The organism is Candidatus Halobonum tyrrellensis G22, from assembly GCF_000495475.1.
Taxonomy (GTDB): domain Archaea; phylum Halobacteriota; class Halobacteria; order Halobacteriales; family Haloferacaceae; genus Halobonum; species Halobonum tyrrellense.
Genome location: NZ_ASGZ01000028.1, coordinates 59,337 through 75,462 on the forward strand (window position 1 = coordinate 59,337; position 16,126 = coordinate 75,462).

Genomic DNA, 16,126 nt, shown 5'->3' on the forward strand with positions numbered 1-16,126 from the left:
GTGCGACCGGTGGACGCGCCGCCGGCGACAGCGGTTCGTGCGGACCCGTCTCCGTTCGGCGTCAGTTCTTCTTCGGGCGGACGTCCTTGCCGCGGCGGACCATGTCCTCGCAGTGGGGGCACGCCCGCGGGCGGGTGATCCCCTCCGGTTCGAACACTTTCACGTAGCGCTCGGTTACGAACGACTCGCAGTTCCGGCAGGTGGGCATGTTCCCGGGGGAGGACGAGCGACGTAAACCGCTTCCGGTCCGTCGACGGAGTGTGAGGCGACCACCATGTCGACCCGGTGTGCTCACCGCGTCAACCGGACGTGCGTCTCGCCGTCGCGTTCCTCGGCGTCGACCAGGCCGTCGTCCGCCAGGTCGGCCACCAACTCGCGGAGCCACGCCTCGCCGGTATCGCCGCCGTAGTCGACGCGGACCCGCGGGCCGAGTTTCGACAGCGGCAGTTCGTCGTACTCGCCGAGCGCTCGGACCACCCGGCCGCGGAACTGCCGGCGCGACCCCTCGAAACTCGGCTGCGTGGGCACGTCGGGCGCGGTGAAGTCACCGGTCTGGTACGCGTGACACCACTCGCGCCACGGACACCCCTCCTCGTCACACCGAGGGGTTTTCTGACAAGCGACTCCTCCCAACTCCATAATCGCATTGTTCCAGATTCGGGACTCTCCGGATGGCATGAGCGCGTTCGCGATCTCTTCGTACGGTGGATCCTCCGTATTACGGATCTCCGCAATCGCGCGGTAGAGTACGCGTTTCACGTTGGTGTCGACGACCGCGTTCCCGTTGTCGAACGCGAACGACGCCACCGCGTTCGCGGTGTACGGGCCGACGCCCATCAACTCCTCCAGTTCGGCGGGCGAGTCGGGGAACTCCCCGCCGTACTCGTCGACCACCTGCCCGGCCGCCTCGTGGAGGTACGTCGCGCGGTTGTTGTACCCCAGCGAGTGGTCCGACCAGAACGCGACCACCTCGCCCCGGTCGGCGGCCGCCAGATCCGCGACCGTCGGCCACCGGTCGAGGAAGTCCGCGTACGCCTCCTCGACGCGCGACAACTGGGTCTGCTGGCTCATCACCTCCGAGACGAGGATCCGGTAGGCGTCGTCGGTCCGCCGCCACGGGAACTCGCGGTGGCCCGCCTCGTACCACTCCACGAGCGCCTCGCGTACCCGTCCGAGGTCCGCGTCGGCGGGGAGGTGGTCGGACTGGTCGCTCATCGGCTACCCCTTCGCGTCCGGCGGAAAAGCGCTGACGCTTCGCGAGTCGGAGCGGCCTCCGGTGTGGCCCACCCCGCGGCGGTGTCGCGTGCCCGACGGTCGCGCCCGCTCGACCGCTCGGAGCGTAATCGGTATCCCTCGGCCGGCGTTTCCCCCGCCGTGGGACTCGACGACCTCGAAGCGGCGATGACGTCGGCGTACGGCGAGATGGACGACGAGGTCGACGTCGAACTCGACCGCGAGACGCGGAACGAACTCGCGCTCCTGCTCGCGGCGTTCGACGGCGACCGCGGCGAACTGTTCCGCCGGGGAATCCACGCGCTGTTCCGGCAGACGGTCGACACCGGGGACCTGGACTTTCACCTCCGGGAGGGGTTCGACGTGACGTACGACGAGTACCTCTCGGGGATGACGTACGACGAGATGACCGGGCAGGACCAGTACCCCCAGCGGGACGACGACCGGCGGTATCAGATGTAGAACCACTTTTGGCGGGGGCCTCCTCGCTCGCGCGGCTTCGCCGCGCTCGCTCGTCGACCCCCGCCAAAACCCGTTCACGATCAAAAGAGCCGCTCGCTCGCCAGCCTAGCGGCTGGCTCGCTCGCGGTGGTCTGCGTAGCGACCTGCGCCGCACCGCACCGGACGAGCCTACGACCACACGAACACCTAACGGGGAAGCGAGAGACGGCTCCCGGTATGAACGGTCGGCGGATTCCGGGACTAACAGCTGTCGCCGTCGGGGTGACGCTCGTCGCCGCGTTCGCGGTCGACCCGCCCTCCGGAGGGGGTGGCCCGGCGGCCGGCTACGGCCTGGTCGTCCTCGCTACCCTCGTCGGCGGGGGCTGTCTCGCCGTCGTGGTCGGCGCCCACTCGCTCCGGACGGGGTGGTCCCGACCGGCGGCGCTACTGCTCGCCGCGTACGCGTCGCTCGGCGCGGTGTACGGTGCGGTCCGACTCCGGCTCTTCACGTCGGTGCCGGCGGTCACGTTCGCCGCGGCGGCGGCCTGTCTCGTCGGACTCGTCCTCCTCTTGACGCGCCGTCTGACCGCTCCCCGCTCGGAGTGAGTGACGAGGGAGCCGAACGCGCGAGCGCCCGGGAGACCGACCGGCGACCGCTCAGGCGGCCTCTTCGATGGCGTCGAGGAGCATGGTCGCGCCGATATCTATCTCGCGTTCGGTCGCGTCGAGCGGCGGGAGCAGGCGGAGCACCTTGTACCCGCACGCGAGCGTGAGCAGCCCCGAGCGGAGCGCGGCGTGTTGGACGTCGTCGCGGCGCCGTTTCGAGTCGAACTCGACGCCGAGCAGCAGACCCTTCCCGCGAATCTCCTCGACGTTCGCGGGGTCGGCGTCCCGGAGCGTCTCCTTGAACTGCCGGCCGCGCGCCACCGCGTTCGCCATGAGGTCGTACTCCTCGATGGCTTCGAGGGTGAACACGCCGAGCATCGACGAGACGACGTCGCCCGCTCCCCACGTCGACGAGAGCCGCGCCTTCTCGTCGGGGAACGTCCCCTCGTTCGCGATGGTCGCGCCGACGCGCGCCCCCTTCGCGACGGTGATCACGTCGGGTTCGATCGCGTAGTGATCGGACGCCCACATCTCGCCGGTCCGACCGAGTCCCGCCTGTATCTCGTCGGCGATCAGGTTGATGTCGTAGTCGGCACACACCGACGCCACCTCCTCCATGAACGCATCCGAGGGGAAGCGGTAGCCGCCCTCGCCCTGGACGGGTTCGATGATGATGTACGACAGTTCCTCGGGGTCGACGTGGCCGTGTTCGGAGTCGAGCTTCCGTCTGAGCACCGACGTCTCGCCGCCGTCGACGAAGAAGCCGCACGAACACGACGCGGGGTCACAGCCCGCGTCGTCGCAGAACGGCACGTCGTCGATCCCCGAAATCTCGGGGAACTCGCTCCGGTACACCGACTTCGAGCGGTTGAGCGAGAGCGCCCCGAGCGTCCGCCCGTGGAACCCGCCGTCGAACGTCACCCCGTACTTCCCGCCGCCGGTGTCGTCGTAGCAGATCTTGATCGCGTTCTCCACCGCCTCCGCGCCGGAGTTACAGAGGAAGACGGTGTCGAGTCCGTAGTGGTCGGTGAGGTCGGTCAGCCGGTACATCAGTTCGGTCGGCCCGGGGAACGTCGACTCGCCGGGCGGCGACCCGTCGGAGACGTAGAAGTCCTGACCGGCGATCTTGAGCGGGTCGACCATGTCGAACTCCGCCAGCCGGTCCATCACCTTCGGGTTGTTGTACCCCAGCGGCGCCGCCGCGACGTGGGAGGTGAAGTCGAGCAGGACGTTGCCGTCGACGTCGGTCACGAACGGCCCCTCCGCGTCCTCGGTGATGTCCCAGACGAAGTCGTAGACGTACGTGGAGGTGGCGGCGACGTCGCGGTGGTGTTGCGCCCACTCTCGCGCGCGTTCGCCCGGCATGAGCGACACGTCGGGCTCGGCGGTGTCCCGGTTCATATCAATCGGAGGGAACCCCCCCAAATAAACTCCGTGGTGAGACTCCACACGACCTGTCGGCCGGCTCACGTTCTCGCGGTCCGGTCGCGTCGTCTCCCGCCGCCGTCACAGCATCGTCGCCAGCCCGGTGAGTACGCCCGAGACGGCGAGCACGAGTACGCTCCACCCGGCGACCCGGCGGGCGAACGCGCTCGGTCCCGCCGCGGCCAGTACCGCCTTGACTATCACGCTCGACGCCGTCGCCAGGAGCACGACGACCACGGCCGCCGTCTCGTCGATGGTGCCGCCCCGGTAGAGCAGGACCGCCGAGGTGGTCGCGCCCGCCGACGACACCAGCCCCGAGAGCGCACCCGAGACGTACAGTCCCGCGGTGCCGAACGAGGCTTGCGCGAGCGTGCTCCCCGTGAGGATGAGCAGGAACACCGACCCGAACGCCAGCGCGTTCCGCAGCGAGAACGGCGACTCCAACTCCACGTCGACGTGTTCGCGCCAGTCGGCGCTCACCGCCGCCACCGCGAACCCGGCGAGTACGATGGTTCCCAGCGGCACCACCACCCCGAGGAGGGGGGCCGACGACCCGAGCGTAAAGGCGAGCGCGATGGCGAGGTTGCGCACCGCCATCGCGGCGTCCGCCAGCAGGATGGCGGCCACCGCGTACGACACCGCGTCCTCGCGCCGGGAGACGTGGTCGAGCATCGTCCCGACCACCGCCGTCGAGGAGGCCAGCCCGCCGAAGAACCCCGTCACCGCGATGCCGCGGCCGCCGTAGCCGCGGACCAGCGCGTAGTTGACGATGCCGATGCCGGCGACGGTCACGACCATCAGCCACGCCACCCGCGGCTCGAACGGCACGCCGTACACCGTCCGCTCGCCCGCCGGGAGGACCGGGTAGACGACGAACGCGAGGATGGCGAACTCCGTCGTCGACCGTATCTCCGCCCGCGAGAGGTTCCCCGCGAACGAGTGGAGTTCCCGCTTCAACACCAGAAGCGCCGCCGAGACGAACGCGACGGTCACCCCTTCGAGGACGAACCCCGCGGCGACGAGCGCCCCCACCCCGTACGCCGCGAGCAGCGAGACGGACGTGGTGAGCGACAGCGACGGCTCCTCCGCCTCGTCGCGCAGCCCCCGGACGGCGAGTAGCGCCCCCTGGACGACGACGAGTACGGCCCCGACGGCGAGTAACGCCTCCCCGAGGAACTCCCGTTCGGCGAGGTGGGTGAACACCGCGGCGACCAGGCTCGTCAGCGAGAACGTCCGGATGCCCGCCGACTTCCGCGACCACTCGCGTTCGAGCCCCATGAACAGCCCCAAAAGCGCCGCGAGCACCAGCCGGACCACCGGCTCCGAGAGGGGGGCGTCGACGAGGGTGCTCTGGGCCGGCTGGAGCGGGACCACGGTCGAGATATTGCGTACTCAATAGGGCTATTTAACTATCGGGCTTGCGGGTCACGGTCCTGTCGGCGGGCGAGCGCCCACGGTAGGTTTTTGTCGGTGCCCGGTCCGTAGACGGTATGTCCCTCCCTCGCGTGAACCGCTCGCGTGCGGCGTGGTGGGCGCTCGGGCTCGCACTCGCCGTCGCCGTCGTCTACGTCCTCTACTCGTTCGTCGGGACGTTCGTCTTCGGCTTCTTCATCTACTACGCCACCCGGCCCGTCTACCGGCGGATCCGGCGGCGGATCCCCCAGCCGAGCGTCGCCGCCGCCGTCGCCATCTTCGCGCTCGCGCTCCCGGCGTTGGTGTTGGTGGCGTACGCGCTGCTCATCGTCGCCGCGCAGGTCACGGCGCTGACCGACAACGGCGTGTTCGACCCGACGCGGCTCCCGGGCGTCACGCCGGAACTGGTCGCCACCCTCTCGAACCCCGAGCGACTGCTCGCGGTCGACTGGAGCCGGTATCTCACCTCGGAGGTGCTCGACGGCGTCTCGAACTCGCTGTCGGGCGCGTTCGGCGCGGTGGCGTTCTTCGGCACGGCGCTGCTCCACCTGTTCGTGATGCTCGCGCTCGCGTTCTACCTGCTCCGCGACGGCGCGCGGCTGAGCCGGTATCTCACCGCCCGGTTCGCCGACCACGACGGCGTGCTCGAGGCGTACGGTCTCGCCGTCGACAACGACTACCGCAACATCTTCTTCGGCAACATCCTCAACGCCATCGTCACCGGTACCATCGGGGTGATCAGCTACTCGCTGCTCAACGTCGTCGCGCCGCCCGACTCGGCCATTCCCGCCGCCGCGCTGGTCGGCCTACTCGCGGGCGTGGCGAGCCTGATACCGATCGTCGGCATGAAACTCGTCTACGTCCCCGTCGCGGCGTTCATGGCCGTCAGGACCGTGGTGATGGGTACGGGCGCGACGCTGTGGTTCGTCGCGCTGTTCGTCGTCGTCTCGTTTCTCGTCGTCGACACCATCCCCGACCTGGTGCTCCGGCCGTACGTCTCCGGTCGGTCGCTCCACGTCGGCGCGGTGATGTTGGCGTACACGCTGGGACCGCTGCTGTTCGGCTGGTACGGCATCTTCCTCATGCCGATGCTCCTGGTCCTCGTCGTCCACTTCGTGCGGGTCGTCCTCCCCGAACTCGTCGAGGGGACGCCGATCCGACCGTACGCGGTCGACCCCTCCCACTTCACCCACGAGGGACCGTTCCTCCCCGACCCGGGTCGGAACCCGGACCCGGACGGGGAGGCGAGCGAGGAGTGAACCGGCGGGGGTGGCCGTCCGGACCCGGTTCCTCCGATTCGGCGCCGACGCGGCCCGTCAGTCGGCGTCGGTTTCCACGTCGACGTAGCCGTCCTCCCACTCGCGGCGCGCGTCGATCTCGCGGCGACCGCGGCGGGTCAGGGTGTAGTAGTTGGTCCGCCGGTCGCGCTGGCCCTTCTCCACCAGCCCCTTGTCGACCAACGTGTCGAGGTTGGGGTACAGCCGACCGTGGTGGATCTCCTTCTCGTAGTAGTTCTCCAGTTCGTCCTTGATGGCGAGTCCGTGTGGCTCCTCTTGCCCACCGATGACGTAGAGGAGGTCGCGTTGGAACCCGGTTAGGTCGTACATCGGTAATGTCCGAGGTGTAGTTATTGTCGGATCGAAATAAAGATGTCGTCCTCGGCGCGAACGACCGTGGATTCGGGGGGCACGGCCTGCGTTCGCCCGACGGGCGAGATATAACCCGTTTGGGAGGTACCGCCGAACGGTACTGTTGGTCGGACGACACTGGCGGGTCAGTCGAACGTACGCTCCGCGGACGCGTACGGGGACGTATGCCGGAGGAAATCCCGTTCTCGACGGAGTCGAACCGCTCGCGCGCCGACGTCGCGGCGCTGGTGGGCGACGTGGCCAACAGTCTCGACGACGACGGCGAACTCACCCTCGCCGGGGGCGGGGACTCCCCGACGCTCGCGGTGCCCCCGGCGGCCGAGTTCGAGGTCACGGCGGAACGGGAAACCGGCGACGGCGCACCCGAACTCGGCGTGGAGTTCGAACTCGAGTGGGACGAGGCTACGGACGGAGCCGGCGGCTCCGACGAGGTACGGGTCGAGTGAGAAACGACCGTCGCGTCGCTCGCGAATCGTGAGACAAAGGGGCGCGCCGCGAAAACCGCGGCGCGTGCCGCCCTTGAATTGGTCCCCGCTGACGCTTCGGCCCTCCAGACGAAGCGTCACCAGTATCTATCGGTGAGAACGACTTAAAGATACCGGCACGGTCGCGGCCGCGTGTTGCCCCTCGCTCACATGTGTTCCTCCTCCAGCACCCACCCGAGCGCGCGCTTGTAGTGGGTGAACAGTTCCCTCACTCCCTCGTGACGCATCTCCTCGGAGTCGAGTTGGTCGGCCAGGAACTCGTACTGCTCGCGGACCTCTGTCTCGTCGCGCACGCCGGTCGCTACGTTCGGGGAGAACTTGAATCTCGGACGGCGGGGGAAAGGGGAACTCGGAACGTGAACGCGGGTCGCCGGCAGTCAGGCGCCGACCACGGACCCGCTGGGGGTCGACGTGGCGTTCGCGCTCGTGGCGTTAGTGGACGCCGACTCCGAGGAGGCGGCCGCCGCCTCGCTCATCAGCCGGTCGTAGGTGTCCTGTTCGACCACGACCACGTTGAAGTACATCTGCGAGTGGCCGCTCCCGCAGTACTCCGCGCAGTACCCCTGGTAGACGCCCACCTCGAGCGGTCGCGTCTTGATCGTGTTGTTCTGGTTGGGCATCGAGTCCTGCTTCAGTCCCAACTCGGGCACGTGGAACGCGTGGATCACGTCCTCGGAGGTGGTGGTGATGTAGACGTCTTGGCCGCGCGGTAACACGAGTGTTGGCCCACTCACGTCCTCGGTCTCCGAGGTGGGGAGTTCGTCGACGGTCGAGAGGTTGAGGTCGCTCGCCGTCAGCCCGGTGACGCCCTCGTTGGTGTAGTTCATCCGCCAGTTCCACTGGTAGGCGGTCGCCGTCACCTCGACGTCGCCCTGACCGGGGTCGGGCTGTGCCATCGCGCTGGTGTACGTCACGTTCGGGTTCGCCAGCGCGCCGTAGGAGGCGACGCCGACGAACACGAGGATGATGGCGGTCGCGATCGTCCACGTGATCTCCAGCCGGCGGTTCTCGCGGGTCGGCTTCGCCTCGTCGGAGTCTTTGAACTTCAGGACGGTGTAGATGAGGATGACCTCGACGAGGATCGTGATCGGGACCGCGATGTAGAGGAGCTTCCCGTTCAGCCCGTTGATCAGCCCCGCGGTCGTGGAGGGCTGTGCGGCCGCCGTACCGACGAACGCCGTCAGCCCCACCACCGCCGCGAAGAAGGTTCCGAGGCGCTTTGCCGTCATGTATCCGCGGTTGGCACAGCCGACGTAAATACCTACTGTTGTGCCCCCGATCGGTCGACCGCCGTGCGGTTTTCCGGGTGGGAAGCGTCGGGTTGATATGCGCCCGTCGGGTAGTGGGTGACAGTGCACTCGAACCGGTTCCCCGCGCTGCTGGCGGCCACCGCGATGGGGGTGTACCTCCTACTCGTGGTCGGCGCGACCACGGCGGTCACGGACGCCGCGGCCGCCTGCGCGGCCTGGCCGGCCTGCGGGGGCGGGTTCGCGCTCCCGTCGTCGCCCGCGGGCTGGGTCGCGCTCGGCCACCGGACGGTCGCGCTCGTCGTGGGTCTGCTGGTCGTCGCCACCGCCGTCGCGGCGGTCCGGCAGCGGCCCCCGACGCGCGTCTGGACCGCGCTCGCGCTCGCCGTCCTGCTCTACCCCGTCCAGTCGGTCCTGGGCGCGTACGTCGCCGTCGCCGGCGCCGGCGCGACCGTCACCGTCGCGGGTGTGGCCCTCACCGCCTCGGCGCTCCACCTGGTCGGCGGGCTGTGTCTGTTCGCCGGCCTGGTGGCCGCGCTCGGCTGGGAACTCGAGGCGGAGACCGGCGACCCCGACGAGTCGCCGTCCGCGGCTCCCCTCTCGGAGACGGAGTCGGCTCCGGAGCCGACGGCGGTCGACGCGGGGGCGTCGCCGTCGGTTCCGGCGTGGCGCGACGCGCCGCTCGCGCGCGCCCGCCTGACCGCGACGGCGTACTTCCGGCTGACGAAGCCGCGGCTGATGTGGCTCCTCTGTCTCGTCGCCAGCGCCGCGATGGCGCTCGCGGGCGCGAACGCCGCCGGAGCGGGGTCGGAGCTCACGCCCGAAGTCGTCGCCGCGACGCTTGCCGGTGGCGCACTCGCCATCGGCGCGTCGGGCACGTTCAACCACGTCCTCGAACGCGACGTCGACCGGCGGATGCAGCGGACCAGCGACCGCCCGCTCGCGGTCGATCTGGTGTCGGTGCGCAACGCCGTCGCGTTCGGGCTCTCGCTCACGGTCGCCTCGCTCGCGCTGTTCGCGTGGGTCAACCTGCTGTCGGCGGTGCTGGGGCTGGTCGCCATCCTGTTCTACTCGGTCGTGTACACGCTCGTGCTCAAACCGAACACGGTCCAGAACACGGTCGTCGGCGGCGCGGCGGGCGCGCTCCCGGCGCTCATCGGCTGGGCCGCCGTCACCGGGACGGTCGGGCTGGGCGGCGTCGCGCTCGCGACGCTCATCTTCCTGTGGACGCCCGCGCACTTCTACAACCTCGCGCTCGCGTACAAGGACGACTACGAGCGCGGCGGCTTCCCGATGATGCCCGTCGTCCGCGGCGAGACCGTCACTCGCCGGCACATCGTCTGGTACTTCGGCGCGACGCTCGCCGTCGGCGCCGCGATGGTCGGGCTGGGCGCACTGGACTGGCTGTACGCGCTCGCGGGCGCCGGCGTCGGCGCGGTGTTCCTCTGGACCATCGTCCGCCTCCACTACGAACGGGACGAACCCGCCGCCTTCCGCGCGTTCCACGCCTCGAACGCCTACCTCGGCGCGGTCCTCCTCGCCGTGGTGGTGGACGCGCTCGTCGTCTGAGCCCACGCGTACGACCAATGAGCACCGCCTCCCTCACCGTCGCCGGCCGCGACCTCACCCTCTCGCGGCGCGACCTGCTGGTCGCCACGCTCGCGTTCAACCTCGAACTCGCGGCGGTGGTCGCCTACTTCGGGCTCACGAACGCGACGATGACCTCGCCGCTGTTCACGCTGTACGGACTCGTCTGGGTCGACGTCGCGCTGTTCGTGTTCGCGCGGTACGACCCGCCGTCGGTCGACGCCGCGACTCGCCGTCGCGCCGCGGCGGCGGCGGTCGGCTACGCCGTACTCCTGGCGTACTTCGGCGGTCTCGTCGGCGCGGCGGCGCCCACGACGCCGTCGGGGCTGGGCGTCGCGCTCCTCCCGCCCGGGTGGGGACCCGCGGTGACGTACGGCGGGAGCGCCCTCGCGTTCGTACTCATGCCCGCGAAGGTGCTCGGCTACGCCGCGCTGGCGTACCTGCTGTACGGCGCGCTCGTGGCGGCGTCGGGCGCGGGCGTCGCGGGCGTACTCGGGCTGTTCTCGTGTGTCTCGTGTTCGTTCCCCATCGTCGCGGGGGCGGCCGCCTCGCTGCTCGGCGGCGGGTCGACGCTCGCGGCGGCCGCCGCGGGGATCGGCTACGGTCCCTCGACGGCCGTCTTCCTCCTCACCGTCGGACTGCTGTGGTGGCGCCCCGGGTTCGATGCGCTCTCGCGGCTCCGCGAGTCGGCGAACTGACCCTGCTCCGGGTCGCCGAGCGGTCCCGCCGGCCGCCGCCCGCCGGTCGCGATACCGGCGGCCCCCTCTGGCGACCGGTGGTTTATGCCCGCTCGGCCGCACGTTCCTCACGAACCATGACAACAGTCGAGATCGAGTACTGCGTTCCCTGCGGGATGTTGGACCGTGCACAGGACGTCCAGGGCGCGATCCTTGAACGGTACGGTCGGGAGGTCGACCGGGTCGCGCTCGTCACCGGCGACGACGGCGTGTTCGAGGTCCGCGCCGACGGCGACGTCCTCTTCGACAAGGAGTCGGACGAGTTCGACGTCGACGCCATCGTCGACTCCGTCGAGTCGTACGTCGGCGCGACGGCGTAACCCGACCGCCGTCGCGGCCGGCCGTCAGCGCTCGCGTTTTTCGGCAGTCAGAAACAGCCAGCCGCCGCCGTCCTCGCCGTCCTCGTCGGCTTCGCTATCTTCACTACCTTCGCCGTCACCGTCGTCGGCGAGTTCGTCGGGGACGTACGCCTCGTCGGTCACGCGAAACCCCGCCTCGCCGAGTCGCTCGCGGGTCGTCTCGACGCCCGGAAACGACCACTCCATGCGGACGCCGCTCCCCAGCCAGTCGTCGTTCGCGCCCGTCCACGGCCCGGTGCCGGCGGTGACCAGCAGGCGCGCGCCCGGCCGGGTGACCCGCGCCACCTCCGCGAACACCGCGGGCTGTTGGGCGTCGGGCACGTGGATCAGCGAGTGGAGCGCGGTCACCGCGTCGACGCTCGCGTCCGCGACCGGCAGCGCCGTCAGGTCGCCGCGGACGAGCGCCGCGTCGGTCACGCCGCGGGCGCGCCGCAACTGCTCGACCGAGAAGTCGACGCCGACGCCCGCGACGCCGGCAGGAAGCCGGTCGAGCACCGGCGTCCCCTGCCCGCAGCCCGCGTCGAGCAGCCGGCTTCCGGCGGACAGGTCGGCGAGGAACGACTCGACTAGCGGCGCCTCCGGCGGGTCGCGCGACTTCCCGTACGCGTCGGCGAGCGCGTCGTAGCCGTCGCGCACCCGGCGTCGCCGTGCGCGGTCCGAGTCCGCGTCGAACTCGTCGGCGTCGGTCACTGCCGGCTGGTCCCGGCGGTCGAGTAAGTGCGTTCGGGTGGTGTGACACCGCGACCCGCGGACGGGGCGGTCGGGCGGTCGCCCCGCTCTCTGGCCGCTCGCGTGCCGCTCGTTCCGTGGGCGGTTCGTCTGCACCATCGCCGCGGTTTCGCCACGGACTCGTTCGCTCCGTTCAGTCGCTCACTCGTCCTCGCTTTGCTCTACTTCTATGGGCGGCTCGGCAACCTCGCCGCCGTTTGCCGAGGACTCGTTCGCTCGCTCCCTACGGTCGCTCGCTCACTCGTCCTCGCCTTCCTCGCTTTCCTCTCGCGCTTCGGTGATCCGCTCGCGCTGGTCGTCCGAGAGTTCGATCTCCACCGCGCCGAGGTTGTCCTCCAACTGCTCGACCGTCCGCGCGCCGACGATGGGTACGCAGGTGTAGTCGGGCCGCTCGATCAGCCACCGGAGCGCGACCTGTGCGGGCGTCGCGTCGAGTTCCTCGGCGGTCTCCCTGATGGCGTCGAGCACGTCCCAGCTCCGCTCGTTGACGTACGCGTCCTGGAAGTACTCCACGAGGTCCGCACGCGACCCCTCCGGACCCACGGCTTGGCCGTCGTCGCCGCGCTCGTACTTCCCGGTGAGGAACCCGCCCGCCAGCGGCGAGTACGGACAGACCGCCAGGTCCTGGTCGGCACACACGTCGAGGTAGTCCTCGGTCTCGCGGTACGCCGCGTGGAACATCGGCTGGGTCACCTCGAACCGTTCGAGGTCCTCGACGTCGCTCTCCCACAGCATCCGCGTGAGCTGCCACGCCGCCATCGACGACGCGCCGAGGTAGCTCACGCGGCCGTCCTCGACCAACCCGTCGAGCGTTCGCAGCGTCTCCTCGACGGGCGTCTCCTCGTCGAACCGGTGGATGTAGTAGACGTCGAGGTGGTCGGTGCCGAGTCGGTCGAGCGTCCCCTCGATCTGACGGCGGATGTGGGTGCGCGACAGCCCCGACCCGTTCGGGTTGTCGGGGTCGAACCCGAAGTACACCTTCGAGGCGAGCACGTAGTCCGCGCGGTCCCGGCCCGCGAGCCAGTCGCCGATGTACTCCTCGGCGGTGCCGTTCGGGTCGCCGTACACGTTCGCGGTGTCGATGAAGTTGCCGCCCGCGTCGGCGAACGCGTCGAGCAACTCGTGGGCGTCGTCTCGCCCGGTCTCGACGACGCCGCCCGACTTCATCCCGAAACGCCACGTGCCGAAACAGAGGCTCGACACCTTCGTTCCGGTCGACCCCAGCCGCCGGTAGTCCATCTCTGCCATACCCGGCCGCTCGACCGCCCGCACCAAAAAACCGTGACAGTCGGCGAACCACGCGGCGTTCTCCGGGCGGCGACCCGACCGGGTCGACCCGCGTTCGGGCGCTCTACGCGCTCACCGCTCCGGGACTCGACGACGGGCGAGGATCCCCGACGGGCGAGAATCCGACAGTTCGTGATTGGTCATGGGCAAATGACTGTGGTATTCACGGAGTAATCCGGGCTTGATACGTGATGCCGACAGAACTGGGAAACGTGACCGACTAGCATATGACAACCGATCCGTAACGGTGATGCCCGGCCGGGCGAACCCACTACCGTGCGCGAGTTCGAGTTCGTGGTTCGGTTCGACGAGGGCGTCGACGACCTGATGGACGTGTTCCGGGCGTACCCGTCGCTGTCGGCGCGCACCTCCGTCTGCGTCTGCACCGAGGAGACGATGTGGCGCGTCGACCACCTGAAGGGACCCGCGGAGGGGTTGGAGGCGGTCGAGGAGGTGTTCCTCGACGAGTCGCGGTGTAACGAGTGTCTCGACGCGCCCGACTGCGAGACGAGCCGGTGGTACCAGGTGCTCGACCGACAGTCGAACGCGCTGACGGTGTACACCCGCCGGCGGGAGGTGTCCGACTGCCGGTCGGTGCCGTACATCGTGGTCGACCACCTCGGCGACGGCGTCCTCTTCGAGGCGCGCCGGACCGGCGCGGAGTACCGCTGGAAGGTGCTCTACCCCGAGGACGGTCCGGTCGGCGCGCTGTACGACGCCATCGAGGCGGAACTCCGGCCGGGGCTCGAACTCGAAGTCTCGCACCTCCGGACGGCGGGCAACTGGGACGTGGAGTCGAGCGCGGGCGCGCGGCTCTCGCACGACCACTGGGAGGTGCTGGAGGCGGCGTACGAGGCGGGGTACTACGAGCGCCCCCGCGAGGTGACCGTCACCGAACTCGCCGAGGAGTTGGGCGTCCCGCGCTCGACCGTCCAGTACCGCCTCCGAACCGCCGAGGACACCGTCCTCAGCCGGTTCATCGAGCGGTCGCTCTGACTCCCCCGTCCCGGCTTCGGTAGCCTTACGGCCGGCAGGAGCCGAGCCGTTCGTATGAGCGACGAGCCGGTTGTACGCGCCACGGACGTGCGGAAAGCGTACGGTGATACGGTCGCGCTCGACGGCGTCTCGCTCTCGCTGGACGCCGGCGAGGTGTTCGGACTGATCGGACCCAACGGCGCGGGCAAGACCACGCTCGTGCGCGCGCTCACGGGGACGACCGACGTCGAGGGGGAGGTGCGGGCGTTCGGCCGCCCGCCGGCGGCGGCGGACGAGGCGCTCGTCGGCCTGCTCCCCCAGGAGTTCTCCCCGCCCGCGCGGCTGACCGCCCGTGAACTGGTCGACTACTACGGCGGCCTCTACGACGACGCCCGCCCCACCGACGACGTGCTCGCGGACGTGGGACTGGCCGACGACGCCGACACGTGGTACGAGGAGCTGTCGGGCGGCCAGAAGCGCCGCGCCTGCGTCGGACTCACGCTGGTGAACGACCCCGACGTGCTGTTCCTCGACGAACCGACCACCGGTATCGACCCCGCGGGCCGGCGCGCGCTGTGGGGACTCCTCGACGACCTGGCCGCCAGCGGCACCACCGTCTTCCTGACGTGCCACTCGATGGACGAGGTCCAGCGGCTCTCCGACCGGGTCGGCCTGCTCCGCGACGGCGCACTCGTCGCGGTCGGTACGCCGCCGGAACTCGTCGCCGAGTACGGCGGCGCCGCTCGCCTCGTCGTGGGCTTCGGCGGCGAGGGGGCGACGGCGGCGGCGCGGACGGCGGCCGCGACGCTCCGCGAGGCGGGCTTCTCCGTCGAGGAGGGGGCCGACGAGGCCGTGGTCGAGGGGGTGACGCCCGCAGACATCGGCCGGGCGGTCGCCGCCCTCGACGGCACCGACGCCGCCTACGAGTCGCTGACGTGGACGGAGCCGACGCTCGAAGACGTCTACCTCCGGCTGACGGGCGAGACGTTCGAGGGGACGTACACCCCCGGCGCGAGCGTCGTGGGAGCGGAGGCGGACGCCGGGTCCGGCGCGGACGCGGCGTCGGAGGCGGACGCCGGGTCCGGCGCGGACGCGGCGTCGGAGGCGGACGCCGGGACGGACCCGACGTCCGAGGCGGGCGCGGGGGCGGGTCGGTGAGCCGCCTCCGCCGGATCGAGAGCGAGGCGGTCGCGGCCGCGCGGTCGTTCCTCCGACGGCGGACCGCCGTCTTCTTCACGTTCTTCTTCCCGGTCATCCTCGTCGTCATCTTCGGCGTCCTCGTCCGCACACAACCCGGCGGCGGCGGCCTGTTCTCGCGGGCGGACGCCTACTACGTGCCGGGCTACCTGGCGACGGTCGTCCTGTTCACGCCGCTGTCGCGCGTCGGCAGCGAGATAGCGCGCCACCGCGACGGCCACCGGTTCGAGAAGCTGGCGACGACGCCGCTGACCCGCGGGGAGTGGCTGTTCGCGCACACCCTCGTCAACGTCGGCGTCATCGGCGCGGCGTCGCTGCTCATCCTCGGGCTGGTCGTCCTCTCGACGGGCGCCGAGATCGCGGTGACGCCCGGACTCCTCCTCTTGGTGCCGTTCGTCCTGCTCGCGGTGGTGCTGTTCTGCGGGTTCGGCGCGATACTCGGGAGCGTCGCCGACTCACAGGACGGCGTGATCGCGGCGTCGAACTCCATCGCGCTCCCGCTGCTGTTTCTCTCGGACACGTTCGTCTCGGGCGACCTGCTCCCCGACTGGTTCAGTATCGTCGAGTTCGCCTCGCCGCTGACCTACTTCGCGCGCGGCGTCCGGACGCTGGTGTACGCGCCCGCCGGCGGCTACGCGCCGCCGCTCGGCACCTACGGCAACCTCGCGGTGCTCGCGGCGCTCTCGGTCGGCTTCTTCCTCGTCGGCGCGTACGCGGTGCCGCGGAGCGCCTGAGTCTCGGCCGTCACCCGAGAAC

General features: G+C 70.2%; 19 protein-coding genes. 10 read left to right on the forward strand and 9 right to left on the reverse strand.

Features of this window, described 5'->3' with window-relative positions:
- Positions 1–61 precede the first annotated feature (61 nt).
- Both K933_RS18680 and K933_RS08340 read right to left on the reverse strand, forming a co-directional pair.
- Positions 62–208 carry a DUF7563 family protein gene (locus K933_RS18680; protein ID WP_023394272.1) on the reverse strand — a complete coding sequence of 49 codons (147 nt, stop codon included), beginning with the start codon at positions 206–208 and terminating at the stop codon, positions 62–64.
- Positions 209–291: 83 nt separating this feature from the next.
- Positions 292–1,215: an A/G-specific adenine glycosylase gene (locus K933_RS08340; RefSeq protein WP_023394273.1), complete on the reverse strand. Its 924-nt coding sequence runs from the start codon at positions 1,213–1,215 to the stop codon at positions 292–294.
- A 159-nt stretch (positions 1,216–1,374) separates the two neighbouring features.
- Between K933_RS08340 and K933_RS08345 the strand changes: the two genes are divergently transcribed.
- Together K933_RS08345 and K933_RS08350 are read left to right on the forward strand one after the other, a co-directional pair.
- Positions 1,375–1,695, forward strand: coding sequence for a hypothetical protein (locus K933_RS08345; RefSeq protein ID WP_023394274.1), 321 nt, complete (start codon positions 1,375–1,377; stop codon positions 1,693–1,695).
- Positions 1,696–1,911: 216 nt separating this feature from the next.
- On the forward strand, positions 1,912–2,280 hold the full coding sequence (locus K933_RS08350; RefSeq protein ID WP_152529781.1) for a hypothetical protein: 369 nt from the start codon (positions 1,912–1,914) through the stop codon (positions 2,278–2,280).
- A gap of 51 nt (positions 2,281–2,331) precedes the next feature.
- Here K933_RS08350 and K933_RS08355 read toward each other — a convergent pair whose 3' ends face one another.
- Together K933_RS08355 and K933_RS08360 are read right to left on the reverse strand one after the other, a co-directional pair.
- Positions 2,332–3,681 carry a class-III pyridoxal-phosphate-dependent aminotransferase gene (locus tag K933_RS08355; RefSeq protein ID WP_023394276.1) on the reverse strand — a complete coding sequence of 450 codons (1,350 nt, stop codon included), beginning with the start codon at positions 3,679–3,681 and terminating at the stop codon, positions 2,332–2,334.
- Positions 3,682–3,786: 105 nt separating this feature from the next.
- The gene (locus K933_RS08360) at positions 3,787–5,088 is read right to left on the reverse strand and encodes an MgtC/SapB family protein (RefSeq protein ID WP_080509236.1); all 1,302 of its coding nucleotides are present in this window, start codon (positions 5,086–5,088) and stop codon (positions 3,787–3,789) included.
- A gap of 107 nt (positions 5,089–5,195) precedes the next feature.
- Between K933_RS08360 and K933_RS08365 the strand changes: the two genes are divergently transcribed.
- On the forward strand, positions 5,196–6,377 hold the full coding sequence (locus tag K933_RS08365; protein WP_049947710.1) for an AI-2E family transporter: 1,182 nt from the start codon (positions 5,196–5,198) through the stop codon (positions 6,375–6,377).
- Between the two features lie 57 nt (positions 6,378–6,434).
- On the opposite strand, the gene K933_RS08370 is transcribed toward K933_RS08365, so the two are convergent.
- Entirely contained in the window at positions 6,435–6,725 is a 291-nt protein-coding gene (locus K933_RS08370; RefSeq protein ID WP_023394279.1) for a PadR family transcriptional regulator, read from the reverse strand.
- Positions 6,726–6,931: 206 nt separating this feature from the next.
- Here K933_RS08370 and K933_RS08375 point away from each other — a divergent pair, with 206 nt between their 5' ends.
- Entirely contained in the window at positions 6,932–7,213 is a 282-nt protein-coding gene (locus tag K933_RS08375; RefSeq protein WP_023394280.1) for an amphi-Trp domain-containing protein, read from the forward strand.
- Positions 7,214–7,398: 185 nt separating this feature from the next.
- Here the strand turns inward: K933_RS08375 and K933_RS18685 are convergent, their stop codons facing one another.
- Positions 7,399–7,545: a hypothetical protein gene (locus tag K933_RS18685; RefSeq protein ID WP_023394281.1), complete on the reverse strand. Its 147-nt coding sequence runs from the start codon at positions 7,543–7,545 to the stop codon at positions 7,399–7,401.
- Between the two features lie 84 nt (positions 7,546–7,629).
- Positions 7,630–8,481: a cytochrome c oxidase subunit II gene (gene coxB / locus K933_RS08380; protein WP_023394282.1), complete on the reverse strand. Its 852-nt coding sequence runs from the start codon at positions 8,479–8,481 to the stop codon at positions 7,630–7,632.
- 117 nt (positions 8,482–8,598) lie between these two features.
- Here coxB and K933_RS08385 point away from each other — a divergent pair, with 117 nt between their 5' ends.
- The 3 genes from K933_RS08385 (at position 8,599) to K933_RS08395 (ending at position 11,143) form a co-directional block, all read left to right on the forward strand.
- Positions 8,599–10,068: a heme o synthase gene (locus K933_RS08385; protein WP_394295677.1), complete on the forward strand. Its 1,470-nt coding sequence runs from the start codon at positions 8,599–8,601 to the stop codon at positions 10,066–10,068.
- Between the two features lie 17 nt (positions 10,069–10,085).
- Positions 10,086–10,784, forward strand: a complete 699-nt coding sequence (locus tag K933_RS08390; protein WP_023394284.1) for a DUF7546 family protein — start codon at positions 10,086–10,088, stop codon at positions 10,782–10,784.
- Positions 10,785–10,900: 116 nt separating this feature from the next.
- The gene (locus tag K933_RS08395) at positions 10,901–11,143 is read left to right on the forward strand and encodes a SelT/SelW/SelH family protein (RefSeq protein WP_023394285.1); all 243 of its coding nucleotides are present in this window, start codon (positions 10,901–10,903) and stop codon (positions 11,141–11,143) included.
- Between the two features lie 24 nt (positions 11,144–11,167).
- Here K933_RS08395 and K933_RS08400 read toward each other — a convergent pair whose 3' ends face one another.
- Together K933_RS08400 and K933_RS08405 are read right to left on the reverse strand one after the other, a co-directional pair.
- Entirely contained in the window at positions 11,168–11,872 is a 705-nt protein-coding gene (locus K933_RS08400) for a class I SAM-dependent methyltransferase (protein ID WP_023394286.1), read from the reverse strand.
- Positions 11,873–12,148: 276 nt separating this feature from the next.
- Entirely contained in the window at positions 12,149–13,150 is a 1,002-nt protein-coding gene (locus tag K933_RS08405; RefSeq protein WP_023394287.1) for an aldo/keto reductase, read from the reverse strand.
- 324 nt (positions 13,151–13,474) lie between these two features.
- Here K933_RS08405 and K933_RS08410 point away from each other — a divergent pair, with 324 nt between their 5' ends.
- The 3 genes from K933_RS08410 to K933_RS08420 are packed head-to-tail and all read left to right on the forward strand — an operon-like array spanning position 13,475 to position 16,104.
- Positions 13,475–14,194 (forward strand): helix-turn-helix domain-containing protein, encoded by a 720-nt coding sequence (locus tag K933_RS08410; protein WP_023394288.1) that lies wholly within the window; start codon positions 13,475–13,477, stop codon positions 14,192–14,194.
- A gap of 54 nt (positions 14,195–14,248) precedes the next feature.
- Positions 14,249–15,331, forward strand: a complete 1,083-nt coding sequence (locus K933_RS08415; RefSeq protein WP_023394289.1) for an ABC transporter ATP-binding protein — start codon at positions 14,249–14,251, stop codon at positions 15,329–15,331.
- The gene (locus K933_RS08420; protein ID WP_023394290.1) at positions 15,328–16,104 is read left to right on the forward strand and encodes an ABC transporter permease; all 777 of its coding nucleotides are present in this window, start codon (positions 15,328–15,330) and stop codon (positions 16,102–16,104) included. Before K933_RS08415 ends, K933_RS08420 begins: the two co-directional genes overlap by 4 nt.
- Positions 16,105–16,126 lie beyond the last annotated feature (22 nt).